Here is a 14,682-nt window from a genome sequence, read left to right on the forward strand (position 1 = left end):
CTCCTTGGCTGCTGCGTCGATCCCATTCACGTCACGCTGACGGAGGCCAGGGGCGATCAGTCAGTATGCCCACCGGCACCGAGCAAATGGTGGATCTTGGCGGCGAGTGCATCGGTGGTGAAGGGCTTGCCGAGAAAGTTCACGCCCTCGTCGAGGCGGCCATGGTGAACGAAGGCATCGCGGGCATAGCCGGACGTGAACACGCGCCTGCGCTCGTGCTCGAAAGTGCCGACAATCGCTATGAGGTCGTCCTGACCACTGAAAAGCTCGGATTGCCCTATGAGGCAGCAGCCGTAGCAGCCGCCGCAAAACAGCTTCGTGAGTTTTATGGCGCAGAGCGCGGCCGCTACGGTTTGCGAATCCGGAAAGATGGGGTGCGACCTGAAGGACGCGAACGAGAGGCTGAGCCGTCTCCTGCCTACGCTCAGATCGTGGACGGTGCCGGTACCCTCTGCAGCCGCCTGAAATCCATGATCAAGAAATGGATCATAACGTTCATCAACCGCCTTGGACTAGGCGCTGGCTCGCGGTTAGGGTGCGGATGGCCTTCCGATGGAGTGCCTGAACCAGAGAATGCGCCGGTGTATTGGGCGCATCGCGCCGACATCCTCGCGCATTGGGAGGGACGCTGGCCCAATGCCTCCCGCGTCGACAGCCTGATCGCCCGGCGCATGCAGGCCAATGGGCATGCCGAAGCGGCTGTCGCCAATGTGATCACGGCATGTGCTCCGGCTGTCGATCGGCTGAGGCGATACGACTGGATCGCTTACGGCCTACGGGCGGCAGCCCACGCTTTTCACGATACCGAGGACACATGCTGGGCCTTCGACCGGTCCCCCACAATGCGGTGGCGCGAATTGGAGGAGGACGTGAAGGCACGAGCAGTAGCCAGGAAAATCGCTTCACCGCCGCCGATCGACGTCGTCATCCCGCCGTGGCCTAGAGGCGAGAAAGAGACGGGCAAAGCGAGACGCGCCGCACCAGCAGCCCAAGGCGCCGCAAATGGGCGCGGTGGTGGCTATGAGAGGTGATTCGGAATTGCGTGCCGCGAAGTTTGGTAGTGCAGCCTGAGGATCCCTGAATTTGTAGCCCACGCTAATTATTAGATGTCGATCTCCAGCGGTTCAATTGCCAAGCTCACCGTCGAAAGAAGCATATCGGTCGTGGCATTGTCGCGAGCTCGCGTTGCCATGCCGACGATGACGGTTCCGTAAAACTCAGCGAACATGCTCAAGAGAAGGGACGACGAGATCTGCTTCTCTGAAACTGCGCGTGCGAGCCTCCCGTGGATCGCACTCTAAATGCGATCACGATATTGCGCCGTCCAGGTGATCCGGCACGAAGCAGGCGCTGATCATCGCGATGCTGCGGCGTGAGGAAGGGGCCACACTCGCCGACCTGCTGGCTGCCACCGGCTGGCTCGCCCATTCGACGCGCGCCGCCCTGACCGGCTTGCGCAAGCGAGGGATGATCCTCACGAAGGGATGCGATGCCGAGGGTTGGACCGCCTATCGCCTGACCGACGATGCCACGACGGAGGCCCGGTGATGGCCGGCGTGATCAGCCCCGAGCTCAAGCGTGAGATCGAGGGGCTCGTCTCTCTCGATCTGGGCCACCTGCGCATTCGCTGGCGTCAGCATCTGCGAACGGCCACTCCCCCGCACCTGTCCCGAACCCTCATGGTGCGGCTCCTGGCCTATCGCATCCAGGCCAAAGCCCTGGGCGACCTCGATCGCGACAGCGCCCGGCTGCTCGATCGGATCGCGAAGGAACGCCTGCGCCGCCGCGCCGCCGCGCCGCCGCCGAACGCGCGGCTAAGCCGAAGGGACCGCCAGCGGCATCAAAAATCTGGCGACTAACCCTGTCACCCTAACTGCCAATGCCTCTATATTCGCCTCCCTGCGAAAAGAGGTTGCCCGACTGGGCACGGCCCTGGCCTCCACCGCGGACCGCGGAACCTATCGGGCGCAGCTCACCAGCCTCAATGCCTCGCTTGTCCAGCTTCACGGCGACTATCGGAAGGTGATCGCGCTCGGCATCTTCATGCTGGTCGCGGTACCGAACATCATTGGCGTCGGCGTGCCGAAATGGACACGGTTCCGGATCGGGCTGGCCTGGGCAAATGCGGTCGGCGTCGTCGCGGGATTGGTCGCTTTGTCGCCCGACCTACATTGGGTGGCTGAAGGACTTCGACCGGTGCTTTGCTAAGAAGCGGCCGGCCAGCGACCTCCGCCAACGCCCGGCACACCCCGTGCATGGCGCTGAGAGAGCTTGTCCTCCCTCATGCTCCTCTGAACAACTGACCCGCCCGGCTCACGCTGCGGCGGTTTTTTTCGTATGGTGCCCGCGACCCAAATACCTAAGTACTGGATTCCACTTTTCGCATAGGGGGTATGCTGCTAGGGAGGGGCTCCCAAAAAGAAGGGCAGCCCCGAAGAGCGACCCGAGTCTAGGGAGGAAACGTCAAAAAGGGCTGCTGAAACGCGACGCCATCGCGTTCCCGCAATGTGCCAATGCATCGAATGCTAGATGGCCTCAAGCCTCTGGCCTTGGAGACCGACCTTGCCCGCCCGGCTGACGCCGCGGCGGGTTTTTCGTTTGGATTGCCCTACCTCTGCAGTTCCACAACTGGAGGAAACCTCTTGCAGAATCGTATCGGCCGTTTGTGCCCCCTAATCGCAGGCCTTTCCCTGTGCATTCCGCTCGCATCGGAAGCGCTTGCTCAAGCAGCAGCGCCAGCGGCCAAGCCTGCTGCAATGGCGGCACAAGATCCGGCGACGCTAAAGGTGGCACGTGAGGTCGTGACCCAGATGCAGGGGGATCGCGCGACTACGCTATCCTCAATGGCCGCCCCCATGGCCGGCATGATGCAACAGATGGGAATCAAGGAAGCTGATCGGGCTCAGGTCATCGTTCAAGAGGCCGTACTTCCAATGTTGACGGCCCATTACGACGAGCTCCTCGATATCCAGGCACGCAGCTTCGCAGGTGTCCTCAGCAAAGAGGATCTGCAGGCGGTGGGGACGTTCTATGCCTCTCCGGCTGGCCGCCGCCTTGCCGCAGCACAACCCCAGCTAGTTCAGGCTCAGATGGCCGGCACGACACAGTGGATGCAGGGCCTGATGCCCGAGATGCAGACGAAGATCGTGCAGATCATCAAAGCGAAGGGATGGGGGCCTGGCGACAAGCCCAAATAATGGCTCTCGTTAGGGCTATAGTGCTCTGAGTAATCATGACCCGTCGGCTGAGGCCGCGCGGGGGCTTTTCATGCGGCACTGGTCCACCCGACGCGCTACCCCGTGTGCCGGTCGTCCCGAGAGCACAATATGACTCCGCCCGGCGAAAGCCGGAGCGGGGTATTTTCTTTCGATTCGGTCCATGCCTTTCCGGCGGTCGGTCTTCTTGATAGAAAAGCACCGTGAATTCACAAGATTCACCTCGGTCGGGGCCTTGGCATTTGACAATCGCCGCGACTGCTTTCGGGAAGCATTAGGCCGATGACTGAGCAAACCCCACCGGTCCGTTCACCTGATGCTGAAGCGAAGCGCGCGAGTTCAGGCAATTAAGGAAGGACGAGCCAAAATTCGCGCAGCATTGCGTAAAGCGAAGCGCGCGGACGAGGAAGCTCAGAACGAGTGTAACTCGGACGGGACTTAGCTATTTACGGCCCGATCGGGGCGTGCAGATGAATTTCTGCAAGAACGGTTATTGACCCGCCCGGCTCACGCCGCGGGTGGTTTTTGGTTTTGACTAGGGCGCCTTAAACTGTCGTGCCGCTCTCTTGACGGTAAGGCGGCGAATTGCGGTGAGTTGCGATTCAGACGTGCCGGTAGTCGAGGTCGTCCCTTCAGCGGCAACCTCTCGCAAGATCACCTCGAAACTCTCCCTCGAAACACCGAGGCTCTCGGCTAATGCCTTAAAGGCGTGAAGTGCCGCGATGTAAGCGGCGTGTTTCAACTCTTCGTCGTATCCGGTCACCATCCGTTCAGTGCAGTAGCAGCCGGCTCTTAATTTTTCTCCTCAAGCCCCGCCGCTGTCATGGCGCGCCGGGCTTTTTGTTCTCGCCGCCTGGAACGCCTGCCCTAAGGGTCGGCCTGGGCGGGGCTGCCTGCAAATTTGATTGGTTGGCACAAGCGTACGCGTCCGGTGATGGCCGCGGTCGACAGCATCGCGCACTCGGCTGAAGCCTGACCTTAATGCTGGCGTCAAGGTCAGCGGGTCGGGGCGATGCGGCTCGAGGTGCTTGAGGGGGCCGAACGACGGCGCCGCTGGTCGTTCGAGGACAAGGTGCGGATCGTCGAAGCCTCGTACGAGGCCGGGGTGTCGGTGTGTTCGGTGGCGCGCCGGCACGGGATCGCCCAGGGCCTGCTGTTCACGTGGCGACGCCAGGCTCGGGAAGGCCGTTTGGGCGGGGATGAGCAGGCCCCGGTCTTCGTGCCCGTCGCGATCACCCCGGAGCCGTCGCCGGCGGTTCCAGTTCTGCAGTCGGATGATCTTGATGTTGCGGCCCACCCCCGTCGAGCGCGGCGCAAGACCGGGATCATGGAGATCGATCTCGGTGGTGGTCGGCGTCTCAAGGTCGACCGGGACGTCGATGCCGCGGCACTGCGTCGGGTGCTCGATGCCCTGGAGGGCCGATGATCCCGCTGCCGGCCAACGTTCGGGTCTGGCTGGCCACCGGCCACACCGACATGCGCAAGGGCTTTTCCAGCTTGGGGATGATCGTCCAGGAAACGCTCAAGCGCGATCCCCACTCCGGACACCTGTTCGTCTTCCGCGGCCGGCGCGGTGACCTGATCAAGGTGATCTGGCACGATGGCCAGGGCGCGTGCCTGTACACCAAGCGGCTCGACCGCGGCCGCTTCCTGTGGCCGTCGGTGGCGGACGGAGCCGTGACGATCTCGACGGCGCAGCTCGGCTACCTGCTCTCGGGCATCGACTGGCGGATGCCGCGGACAAGCTGGCGTCCGAGCGCCGTCGGCTGAGGATAACGCGTTACAGAGGCTGAGGAATATGCTCTTCTCAGTGTGTGCCGAACGCGCCTGAGCCCCCGCCGCTTCCCACCGATCTCGCTGCCGCTCACGCCATGATCCTGGCCGAGCGAGCGGCGCGGCTCGTGTCCGAGATCGCGGTCGAACGGCTCAAGCTGGAGGTCGCCCGGCTGCGACGGGAGCGCTCTGGGCCTCCTCGGAACGCAGCGCCCGGATCGACCAGCTCGAACTGACGTTGGAGGATCTGGAGGAGACGCTCGCCGAGACGGAGGCGCAAGCGGCTGAGCCCGAGCCGCATACCACCCCGACCTCTTCCCAGCGCAAGCCCGCTCGTAGGCTCTTGCCCGAGCATCTGCCGCGCGAGCGCATTCTCCATCCCAGCCCGACGACCTGCGCCTGCTGTGGCGGGGCACGCCTGCGCCCTCTCGGCGAAGACGTCACCGAGACTCTGGAGCGGATCCCGGCGCGCTGGGTCGTGATCCAGCACGTGCGCGAGCGCTTCTCCTGCCGCGACTGCGAGACCATCGCGCAGAACCCGGCCCCCTTCCATCCGATCCCGCGGGGGCGGGCCGGGCCGAACCTCCTGGCCGAGGTGATGATGGCCAAGTTCGGCCTGCATCTGCCGCTGCATCGCCAGAGCCAGCGCTTCGCCCATGAAGGCGTGCCGGTCGACGTCTCGACGTTGGCTGGCTGGGTCGGAGCCGTCACCACCGCCCTGTCGCCCCTAGTCTCTCGGATCGAGGCCCATGTCCGGGGAGCCGACCGCCTCCATCTCGACGATACGCCGGTGCCGGTCCTGGCCAAGGGGAAGACCCGCACCGGCCGGCTCTGGACGGTGGTGCGCGACGACCGCCCCTTCGGTGGACCCGAGCCGCCGGCCGCGGCCTACTTCTACTCCCCCGACCGCTCCGGCGCGCATGCCGAGACTTGGCTCGGCGACTTCCACGGCATCGTGCAGGCGGACGCCTTCTCGGGGTTCGGCCGGCTGTACGACCCAGGCCGCAAGCCGGGTCCGATCCGCGAGGCGGCCTGCTGGGCCCATGCCCGACGCAAGTTCTTCGAGCTGGCCGATCTAAAGAAGGCTCCGATCGCCATCGAGGCCGTGACGCGGATCGATGCGATCTTCGCCATCGAGCGCGCCGCCAACGGTCTTGCCCCCGATGAGCGCCGCGCGCACCGAAGCATTCGCTCGGCCGCCCTCGTTGCCGACCTGGAGGCGTGGCTGCGGGAGAACCGCGCCAAGCTCTCGGCCAAGGCTCCCACGGCAGCGGCGATCGACTACCTGCTCAAGCGCTGGACCGCCTTCGCCCGGTTCCTCGACGACGGACGGATCTGCCTGTCGAACAATGCTGCCGAACGCTCCATCCGTCCCATCGCGGTGGGCCGCCGCAACTGGACCTTCGCCGGATCGGATGCGGGCGGTCATCGTACCGCTGCCCTCTACAAGCTGATCGAAACCGCCAAGCTCAATCGCATCGACCCCCAGGCCTGGCTCGCCGACGTGCTCACGCGGCTACCCGACCATCCCGCCAGGCGTATCGACGATCTGCTGCCGTGGAACTGGACCCAGCCTCAGCGCCGGCAGATCGCCGCCTGACACCCCGCCGGGACCACGAACGCGGCCTTCACCGAAGGCGTACGCACAAGCGATGCCATAACTAGATTGAAATATTGTATTCACTTTTGAAACCTAGATGATCCGTCTGCCGTACCAGCGCGCATGATGAATGCGAAAGCACGCCCGAGGCCCGTCCCTTTCTTATCGGTTACAGCTAGTCGCCTCTATGCCGCTGACGAAGCCTGGGCAACAGAGCTAGCGGCACGGTTTGGTGACGAGATGGTCAATGCAATCTCGGCCCAAACAGAGGGCCGTGGGGAAGAGGGAACCAGACTTCGCGCGCTTTACGATGCCCGAAGCCGTGCCCTGAGTGATTGGCAGCGCGTCCGAGGTCTGAGGTAGCGTTACGAACGCCCCTTTACCAATCAACTTCCCAATCTCAGCGTCTCAGCATTACGCCCGGCCGCCGGTCGTTCAGGAACGCGCTTAAGCCCTCGTTAACCATTCCCCCGGCATCTTTCGGACTACACCCGGAGGCCACCATGACGCTCACCGTTTTCGATCCGATCTCGGGCAAGCTGGTGACGATCGAGGTGCCGGTCAGGAAGCCATGTCCCAGACCCTCTACCGCATTGGACCTGACGAGCATCACCTAATCCAGGCTGGCGAGGTCGTCGGCAATCTGGCGCGAGAGGAAGGCAAGTCGAGTTGGCGGGTGTCGCTGCTTGAGGACGCCGGGACGATCCGGCAGCGTCTTTTCAGATCGTTCGACGCGGCGTTGGAATGGCTGGGCCTGCCCGCTCTGGCTGAGCCGGTCTAAGGTTATCCGGGAACTGATGGTGAAAACGCTTGCTGCTGAGCGAGCGGACAAGTCCAAGATTTGATAGTTGAAGCAAAGAAGTATGGCCCGGACGGATTGCGGCACGCCACTCGTTTGCGTTCTCAAACCGGAACGAAGGACACGGTAAGTCTACCCCCATCCCACGTGAGGCCAGTCATCGAGCTTCTGAACCGCCTTTAGAGAGGCGCCAGAAACCAGACAAGCGGGGAGGACATTAATTGAACGTTGACGCTAAATCTGAGGTATTGATTCAGCCTGTCGCCTTAGGCGTAAGCGCCGTACCGCTCCAAAGTGTATGTATGTCATGCCGCTTATCCGCAACCCTCTTAAAAAGCTACGCATTGCGTCGAAGCGTGATCTTCAATTTTATATGATCCGAACGACAGCCTTCTGCATTGGCGTCGCGCTTCTCTTCGATGTGGTTCAGCAGCTTGTATTTTTTCAGAGCTGGACATCCGCAGTTCGGTCTTGGGTCATCACCGTTGTAGTTGTAATCGTCGTTGCCGCTCCCGTCACTAGAGCTATCGGCAAAGCGCACTTAGCACTTTTCAGGGCAAGCCAGACTGACCCGTTAACTGGGCTGCTAAATCGGCGGGCCCTTCTCGAAGATGTTGAGGAGCGCTCGACGCTGATGGCACTTATGATCGTCGATATAGATCATTTTAAATCAGTGAACGATAATCACGGCCATTTGGTCGGCGATCAAGTTCTTCGTGTCGTAGCCGAAATTATGCAGCGCGAGCTCGGCGCCATTGGACGAATTGGGCGACTTGGAGGCGAAGAGTTCGCGCTGATCACCGACGGTTGCTACGAACGAAGCCTGCTTCAGCGACTTGACGAATTTCGGGAAACCATAGCTCGAACACTCGTCCATGCTGGCTCGGCCGTCGTATCAGTTACCATCTCAGCAGGTGTTGCAACCCGCACGCCAGATCAGCCCTTTCAGGCGCTATTCATTGAAGCAGATCAGGCACTCTATCGTGCCAAGGCGGCGGGCCGTAACCGCATCGTGGTCGCGCCCACTAAAAACTTTACAAGTGACGACGGGCATCAAAAGCAGTTGGCGTCAATCCGCTGACCGGTAGTGAAGATTGGAAATCTTCCGATCAAATCTGATCGTGTTTTGCGCGCCTCCGCTCCAAGATTACGTGGTACCGATGAACAGCGCTTGGTGCTCTGCAGGCGGAAGGGCATGGGCCAAATGCCGTGTGCATCAACGGTATTGTCGCCTCTTCTCACGCATGCGCCGTTGGCAGCTCTGATATCTGTGTCGTGTAGCGCGGGCTCCGCATCTCGAACTTCGTCGACCAGGTCCGCTTCGTTTCCAGGCCCGCCCGGGCCGGCACGACGGCACCGAGCCCAAAGCGCCGATTGCACTCGTCCATCGCGGCCATCAACGGAGCGCTGCGCTCACGGTCGAGCTGGCCGATCAGGGCGCGCTGGGATTCCTCCAACAGCTTGAGGTCGGTGGTGATGACGCCAGCCTTGCTGTAGCGCCACGGCCGGTCGCCTGGTGCCTCGCGCCAAGTGCGGGTCACACCCTCGAGCGCCGCTTTGATCAGCGCCAATGTGTCGTTCGTCGCCTCCGGTAACGTGACAGTCGTCGAGACCGAGCGCATCGGGTCGCCGCGGTCGTGCTCGGAGGTGTGGTAGAAAACCGAGACGTGGTTCGTGCCGAGCCCACCCCGGCGCAGTTTCTCACCCAATCGGGTCGCGTGAGCGGACACCGCCTGCTCCATCGTGGCTCGGTCCTCGATCCGGCTGGAGAACGAGCGCGTCACGGCACACCCCTTCCGTTGGGCCGGCATCAGTTCGAGCGGCAGGCAGCACACGCCGCGCAGCTCATGGATGATGCGCTCGCCAACCACCGTCATCGCCTTACGGACCGGACGCGGGTCGAGGTCGCGCAGATCGGCGATGGAATCGACGCCCATGGCTTCTAGCTTCGCCAGCGAGGCCCGGCCGATCCCCCAGACCTCGCCGACGTGGATGCGACAGAGCCAAGCCGCCCGCTCGTCCTCGTCCGAGAGGTCACACACCCCGCCGAGATCCGGAATCGTCTTGGCGATGTGGTTGGCGAGCTTGNTGGATGCGACAGAGCCAAGCCGCCCGCTCGTCCTCGTCCGAGAGGTCACACACCCCGCCGAGATCCGGAATCGTCTTGGCGATGTGGTTGGCGAGCTTGGCCAGCGTCTTCGTTGGCCCAATCCCCACGCATGTCGGAATGCCGGTCCAGGCGCGCACCGTCGCACGCAGGTCACGCGCGAGCTCGACGCGCCGATCCTCGCGCACGTCCGACAGATCGAGGAAGCTCTCATCGATGGAATAGATCTCCACAGCCGGCGAGAAGTCGCGATAGACCGCGTTCGCCCTGGCGCTCATGTCGCCATAGAGCGTGTAGTTCGACGAGAACGCCCGCACGCCCTCGCGCTTGCACAGGTCGCGGATCTTGAACCAGGGCTCGCCCATCTTGATCCCGAGCGCTTTGGCCTCGGCGGTGCGGGCCACCGCGCAGCCATCGTTGTTGGACAGCACGATTACCGGGACGCGGGCGAGCTTCGGGTCGAACACCCGCTCGCAGGAGCAATAGAAGCTGTTGCCGTCGATCAGCGCGATGGCACGGCTCATCGAACCAGGCCGGCCCGGGCGATGTGCCAGCGAATCGAAAACCGTACGACGCCCCAGATCTCGGCCTCGCCGCTCTCCTCAACCGCGAAGGCCGGCAGGTCCGGGTTCTCGAACGAGAGCCGCGCCACGTTCCCGTCCACGAGGAAACGCTTGATCGACATCTGGCCATCGATGGCAGCGACCACGACGCTATCGTGCACAGCATTGAGGCTCCGATCCACGACGGCAAGATCGCGGTCGAAGATGCCGGCGCCGCGCATGGAATCTCCGGAGATGTTCCAGGCGAACGTAGCCGGCGGGTTCGGTGCGAGCCACCGCGGCAGTTCGAGCGAGCCTTCGAGGAAATCGTCAGCAGGCGAGGGAAAGCCAGCGCAGAGTGTCGGCCCCATGATGGGGATGTGGACAACGTCGGTACCGCCCGGCGTCAGCTCGTCGATTCGATAGACGCCCATGGCCCTCTCCGTTAGAACAAAAAGAGAACAAACAGGCTGGCGGTTCCAGGTCAATCTTAGCCGTATGCGGCCTATTCGAGCCTGTGGAGAGCTGTGGATGGCGCGCCAGACATATCGATTTCACTGCACCGACGGACACACCGCGATCATCGACGAGACGGGTGTGAAGCTGCCGAACACCGGCCTGCTCTGGCACCACGCGGAGCGCGCGGCTTGGCGGGTGATGGAGCTGACCGGGCGCAATCTCGACTGGTCGGATTGGGTCGTCGACGTTCACGATGGCGCCGGCCGGCACGTGATGACCCTTGGATTTATGGACGTGCTCAACGTCCCGATGGCGGCGTGAGAATAGGCGAGATGGGGTAGTGGGTCAGTTTAAAAACTGAAGGCTCGCCGGCATCTCAGGTGCTGCTGTTTCTGTTTGGGCCACGGATAATCTTTGCAGACCCAACACAAGTAAATGCAGGGCATCAAAGGCCAATGCAGCAATTCAGCCTTGAGCTTTTCCCCCAGCAATCCAGCGATCGGCACGATATGCCCTCGCTCTTAATCTGCTATGGGAAGTTAATGGCGCAAATTATTAACCTGAGCAGTAGGTATATCCCTCTGTCAGATCCCGAGCGCGTCCGCCATTCGGTTCGACTGGTGCAGGAGATGAAAGCCGAGATCGCCCGAAGCCGTGCCCTTCTGAGCGAAACGAAGGAAATCCTCCGCAAAATGCCGGATCTAAGGCCGAACTTCGACTAGCGCCAGCCTCAATCAACCGGCGAAAATCTCTCGATAAAGCGCAAGCCGTCCCAAAGCTCGACGGTCTCATCGCCCACCATCGCTTTAGCTTGCTGAACGGCGCGCTCCTCATTGTCGGCTGCGAGCCGCATCGCGTTCACGACCGTCCCGCTCTTGGCTACCACGATGGCACGGTAAACCGCCGATTGCCGATCACCTAAACCGCTAAGATGGAGTTGAGCTGAGCCCGACACGGCTTTGCTCCTTCTATGGCGGGAGCATTCTAATCTCAGCAGTCGCCGCCTGATTCGCTAGCTGATTAGAAACGATATCAACGACCCAATACGGTCGCAGCCACATATGTCAAATTGTGGCAAGATTAGGAACTTCTCATAATTTGGCCCTTTCTGGTCTAAGCAGTTCTGTATGAACCCAGACAGAAACCCTAGCTGGAGATGCGCGGTTGGCCTAGCAAACCGAACAGGGAGAGCCTATGCCCCGCTACTTCTTTGATCTCCACATCGACGGCAAAGCCCAGCGTGATGATACGGGGGTGATTTTGGAGACGATGGCGGAGGTGCGTAGGGCAGCACAGAAGCTCCTGCCCGCGATCGGATACGAGGAAATCCCCGCAGATGGAGATCGCATGTCGATTGTCGTCTTTGTGACAGATATGGATAGTCGTCCTGTCTACTCCGCTACGTTAAGCTATTCGGGGCTTTCGCTGCTGAGGTAGCACGCTCCCCTTGGTGCATTTGCTCTATAAGACTGATTTTACAACAGGACGTACGAACCACCGATCAAAAAAACTAATCAAATGACAAATTTTCGAAGCTTGAAATTCCGGTCGACACGTTGTCACATGCCTTTTCCTCAGCAATCTTGGCCGACCTGGGGAAAGGCGGCTCGCTGCCAACGCATCATTCGGTGCATTTCTAATTGAGGTGTAGGGGTAGGCGAGGAAGGAAGACTCCATGCCGTGCGGAACGACCCTGCTAAAGCGCTCTGCGATCCTGGCCTTTGCCGTGGGATGCTTGTGGCTGCCCACTGGCACCGCTTCGTCCCAACCGTCATCAAGCGTGTCAGACGCTGATCGGGAGAAGCGGATGGAGGCCATGCACCAAGAGCAAGTGGAGAATTCGGCCAGCCAGGCAAAGAAGGACAAGGACCGCGACGCCCGCACCGACCGTCTATCGAAGTCCGTTTGTATCGGATGCGGCGGTGGCGTCGTGCCGTTCGATCCGTCTGGGCGCGCTGCGAAGAAGGAGCCACGCAAGGCTCGGGCAGTGAAGCCCCGGCGTATTGATCCAGCACAAGCGGGTGGCGAAGGCGGCGATTGACGAGCCCGACCACCCGGCGAGCCTCCGCCGAGTTGCCTCACGGATCAGATCGAACTCTCGCACAGTGACAGTCCATGGCAAAGCTAGCTTTCAATTTGATGCTGGAGGAGCCGCGTGAGACATACATTGTCACCAGCGCGGCCCTGATCGTCGGAAGGATCGATTGTATTCAAGCCGAACCTGTGGCGGACCAGCAGTGGGCATGGGCGATGCACCTCGATATTGGTGTGGCACCGTTCCGGCGAGGCGGAAACGCTGGCTCTGCCGACGAAGCGGCATTCAAGATGCGTGAGGCTTGGGAGGATTGGAAGGTCTGGGCCGGGTTGCGGGATGTCGAGGGAGCCGAATGCACCATGGCAGCGACCGTTCAGATGACCCTCAAATCGTTGACGTAGAGCATCGCATTCGTTGTCCGGCCCATTGCCGCAGCCAATTCGGATACTGGGCGACCCAAATAGGGGCGTAGCCTCGTGCACACCAACAGCAGGCCCTCTCATGGATGCTAGCGAGAGGTTCTGTCGCATCCCCCTCGCGCCGTTCTTGGCGTTGGCTGCTGCCGAACAAGGCGACCCTCGTGGCAGCGAATGACAATGTCACTAGCTACACCCTGAAACCCGCTTTCGCGGCGAAGGTTGGCGACCACATCAAGCTCGCGGTGGAAGCCGAGAACGGGACCAACTTCAAGATCGTGGCGACCGCCGAGCAGTTCGACGCGCTCAAAAGCGATCTACAAAGCATCCTTGCCGAGGGCGACGCAAAGGCCGAAGCTACGGAGTAGCGGATTAGGCATGCTCATTGATCGTTAACCATATGATCCCCACATGAGGGCTAGGTCGATCGCGACCCACGTCGCTTGATCGGAGACGGCCACGATGCCGGGACAGGGTGACGCCGGATGTACGCGCACCTTGGCTCGGTGTCCGTGGCCGTTAGCTTTTCGGGTAGCTGCTATTCTCGATGCAGTTCGACCTTCTCCCGCTTTCCTCTGTCCAACCGCGGGTAGGGCCTAGCATGCGCCCGGCGCCCTTCAAGGCTCGTCAGGCAGCGACAGCAGCCTTGCGTGGCCGCCCGGCCTTCTTGGGCTTCTCAGGGGCCGGAGCGGCCTCTTCAACGACGGCCTTTTCAGGAGCGGCTATCTTCGCGTTGGCTGCACCCTTGCGCTGCTGCCCAAGGCCAAGGGACCGAGCAAGCTCCGAGCGCTGCGCCGAATAGCTTGCGGAGGTCATGGGATAGTCGGCGTGTAGGCCATGCTTCGCACGGTAAGCCTCAGGGCTCAGCCCGCGGAGCGTTAGATGCCGGCGCAGCGTCTTGTAGGGCTTGCCATCCTCGAAGCTGATGAGGTGGTCTGGCGTGATCGACTTCTTGATCTGTGCCGGCGTCGCCTTCTCGATCTTGTCCACCTCCGGCGCGCTAGATCCACCGCTGGTAAGGCCGCTGATGGCGGCGTGCACGCTGCTCAGCAAGTCGGCCAATGATCCTACCGGAACCGAGTTGTTGGAGACGTAGGCGGCGACGATGTCAGCCGTAAGCTCGATATGGCTGGTCGGCAGTTCGGGAGTCTGATCTGTCATATCGTTGTTCTCAAGAGGAGCCGTGGAACCCCCATAGAGCAATGTTTCGAGGCGTTCTCAATAGCATTATTATCGGATAGAGAAATAGATAGGTGATATAAACGCTCTTCGAAGCCAGCCGTGCCGACCTGGAATGAGAAGCAATAGGCCATCGATGACGCACGAACTCCCGCCCTGGCGCGAGATCATGACGGATGACTATGCACCCTGCCTTTTCACGGATCTGGGGGCTTCGGAAGCTTGGATCGCTTCTTCGGAAACCCTCAGGGTCCTATTGGTTCGCAAGCATGAGGGGGAATTCCGCCTGCGCCTGGTCCTTCGAGAGGGTGTCGATCTGAGATGGGGCCAACCGCAGACCCGAGCTGGAGGTGGGATTACGCCCATGCGCCAGAGCTCGCCCTCGACGCTACTGAGGTTTGGATCAAGCGGGCCGATGGCCGACGCGAGCGTGTGAATCAGACGGAGACGCGACCGCACCCTTGAGGAGGAGCAATAATTCAACGATCTGGTGGAAATTGTTGCCGTGATTGCCGGGGCAGGATACGGCCAGCGTCATGTCCAAGCTTGTCGCTCTC

18 protein-coding genes and 2 pseudogenes are annotated in these 14,682 nt (G+C 61.5%); 15 read left to right on the forward strand and 5 right to left on the reverse strand.

Features of this window, described 5'->3' with window-relative positions; genetic code table 11:
- Positions 1 to 65 precede the first annotated feature (65 nt).
- The 10 genes and pseudogenes from ASF32_RS25690 to ASF32_RS24975 all read left to right on the forward strand — a co-directional run bounded on the left by ASF32_RS25690 (position 66) and on the right by ASF32_RS24975 (position 8,468).
- On the forward strand, positions 66 to 1,031 hold the full coding sequence (locus ASF32_RS25690) for a hypothetical protein (RefSeq protein ID WP_156467946.1): 966 nt from the start codon (positions 66 to 68) through the stop codon (positions 1,029 to 1,031).
- A 316-nt stretch (positions 1,032 to 1,347) separates the two neighbouring features.
- Positions 1,348 to 1,548 (forward strand): annotated as a pseudogene (locus ASF32_RS24110) (DUF3489 domain-containing protein); the annotation flags it as partial.
- A complete protein-coding gene (locus ASF32_RS24115; RefSeq protein WP_244483700.1) occupies positions 1,548 to 1,859 on the forward strand; it encodes a DUF2924 domain-containing protein in 312 nt (103 codons plus the stop codon). The pseudogene ASF32_RS24110 and the gene ASF32_RS24115, both read left to right, overlap by 1 nt.
- A gap of 163 nt (positions 1,860 to 2,022) precedes the next feature.
- Entirely contained in the window at positions 2,023 to 2,208 is a 186-nt protein-coding gene (locus tag ASF32_RS24120; RefSeq protein WP_056434677.1) for a hypothetical protein, read from the forward strand.
- A 434-nt stretch (positions 2,209 to 2,642) separates the two neighbouring features.
- Positions 2,643 to 3,197: a DUF2059 domain-containing protein gene (locus ASF32_RS24125; protein ID WP_244483701.1), complete on the forward strand. Its 555-nt coding sequence runs from the start codon at positions 2,643 to 2,645 to the stop codon at positions 3,195 to 3,197.
- A 1,030-nt stretch (positions 3,198 to 4,227) separates the two neighbouring features.
- Positions 4,228 to 4,641 (forward strand): transposase, encoded by a 414-nt coding sequence (locus ASF32_RS24135; RefSeq protein ID WP_056434681.1) that lies wholly within the window; start codon positions 4,228 to 4,230, stop codon positions 4,639 to 4,641.
- Positions 4,638 to 4,985 (forward strand): IS66 family insertion sequence element accessory protein TnpB, encoded by a 348-nt coding sequence (tnpB, locus tag ASF32_RS24140; protein WP_056434683.1) that lies wholly within the window; start codon positions 4,638 to 4,640, stop codon positions 4,983 to 4,985. The genes ASF32_RS24135 and tnpB overlap by 4 nt, the downstream gene beginning before the upstream one ends.
- Before the next feature lie 101 nt (positions 4,986 to 5,086).
- Positions 5,087 to 6,588, forward strand: a protein-coding gene (locus ASF32_RS24145) for an IS66 family transposase (protein WP_156467952.1) whose coding sequence is annotated in 2 segments (ribosomal slippage) — positions 5,087 to 5,183 and positions 5,183 to 6,588 — 1,503 coding nt in all. Because the reading frame shifts where the segments join, the coding sequence is not laid out codon by codon here.
- A 571-nt stretch (positions 6,589 to 7,159) separates the two neighbouring features.
- Positions 7,160 to 7,369 (forward strand): hypothetical protein, encoded by a 210-nt coding sequence (locus ASF32_RS24150; protein WP_056434687.1) that lies wholly within the window; start codon positions 7,160 to 7,162, stop codon positions 7,367 to 7,369.
- A gap of 325 nt (positions 7,370 to 7,694) precedes the next feature.
- Positions 7,695 to 8,468, forward strand: a complete 774-nt coding sequence (locus tag ASF32_RS24975; protein WP_162239928.1) for a GGDEF domain-containing protein — start codon at positions 7,695 to 7,697, stop codon at positions 8,466 to 8,468.
- Positions 8,469 to 8,625: 157 nt separating this feature from the next.
- On the opposite strand, the gene ASF32_RS26765 is transcribed toward ASF32_RS24975, so the two are convergent.
- The 3 genes and pseudogenes from ASF32_RS26765 to umuD form a co-directional block, all read right to left on the reverse strand.
- Positions 8,626 to 9,475 (reverse strand): DUF4113 domain-containing protein (locus tag ASF32_RS26765; RefSeq protein ID WP_244483702.1); only part of this gene is annotated, 850 nt, incomplete at its 5' end.
- A gap of 1 nt (position 9,476) precedes the next feature.
- Positions 9,477 to 10,018 (reverse strand): annotated as a pseudogene (locus ASF32_RS26770) (Y-family DNA polymerase); the annotation flags it as partial.
- Positions 10,015 to 10,470, reverse strand: a complete 456-nt coding sequence (umuD, locus tag ASF32_RS24165; protein ID WP_056434691.1) for a translesion error-prone DNA polymerase V autoproteolytic subunit — start codon at positions 10,468 to 10,470, stop codon at positions 10,015 to 10,017. The gene umuD and the pseudogene ASF32_RS26770, both read right to left, overlap by 4 nt.
- 97 nt (positions 10,471 to 10,567) lie before the next feature.
- Between umuD and ASF32_RS24170 the strand changes: the two genes are divergently transcribed.
- Positions 10,568 to 10,816: a hypothetical protein gene (locus tag ASF32_RS24170; protein ID WP_056434693.1), complete on the forward strand. Its 249-nt coding sequence runs from the start codon at positions 10,568 to 10,570 to the stop codon at positions 10,814 to 10,816.
- A 409-nt stretch (positions 10,817 to 11,225) separates the two neighbouring features.
- Here the strand turns inward: ASF32_RS24170 and ASF32_RS25695 are convergent, their stop codons facing one another.
- Entirely contained in the window at positions 11,226 to 11,450 is a 225-nt protein-coding gene (locus ASF32_RS25695) for a hypothetical protein (protein WP_156467947.1), read from the reverse strand.
- Positions 11,451 to 11,689: 239 nt separating this feature from the next.
- Here ASF32_RS25695 and ASF32_RS24180 point away from each other — a divergent pair, with 239 nt between their 5' ends.
- From ASF32_RS24180 to ASF32_RS24195, 4 genes are all read left to right on the forward strand, one after another.
- On the forward strand, positions 11,690 to 11,932 hold the full coding sequence (locus ASF32_RS24180) for a hypothetical protein (protein WP_056434697.1): 243 nt from the start codon (positions 11,690 to 11,692) through the stop codon (positions 11,930 to 11,932).
- 370 nt (positions 11,933 to 12,302) lie between these two features.
- The gene (locus ASF32_RS24185; protein WP_056434699.1) at positions 12,303 to 12,536 is read left to right on the forward strand and encodes a hypothetical protein; all 234 of its coding nucleotides are present in this window, start codon (positions 12,303 to 12,305) and stop codon (positions 12,534 to 12,536) included.
- Between the two features lie 74 nt (positions 12,537 to 12,610).
- The gene (locus ASF32_RS24190; RefSeq protein WP_056434701.1) at positions 12,611 to 12,931 is read left to right on the forward strand and encodes a hypothetical protein; all 321 of its coding nucleotides are present in this window, start codon (positions 12,611 to 12,613) and stop codon (positions 12,929 to 12,931) included.
- A gap of 179 nt (positions 12,932 to 13,110) precedes the next feature.
- Positions 13,111 to 13,314 carry a hypothetical protein gene (locus tag ASF32_RS24195; protein ID WP_056434703.1) on the forward strand — a complete coding sequence of 68 codons (204 nt, stop codon included), beginning with the start codon at positions 13,111 to 13,113 and terminating at the stop codon, positions 13,312 to 13,314.
- A 259-nt stretch (positions 13,315 to 13,573) separates the two neighbouring features.
- On the opposite strand, the gene ASF32_RS24200 is transcribed toward ASF32_RS24195, so the two are convergent.
- On the reverse strand, positions 13,574 to 14,107 hold the full coding sequence (locus ASF32_RS24200) for a MucR family transcriptional regulator (protein ID WP_056434705.1): 534 nt from the start codon (positions 14,105 to 14,107) through the stop codon (positions 13,574 to 13,576).
- Positions 14,108 to 14,682 lie beyond the last annotated feature (575 nt).

Origin of the sequence: Methylobacterium sp. Leaf91, assembly GCF_001422815.1 — a bacterium.
Classification (GTDB): Bacteria; Pseudomonadota; Alphaproteobacteria; order Rhizobiales; family Beijerinckiaceae; genus Methylobacterium.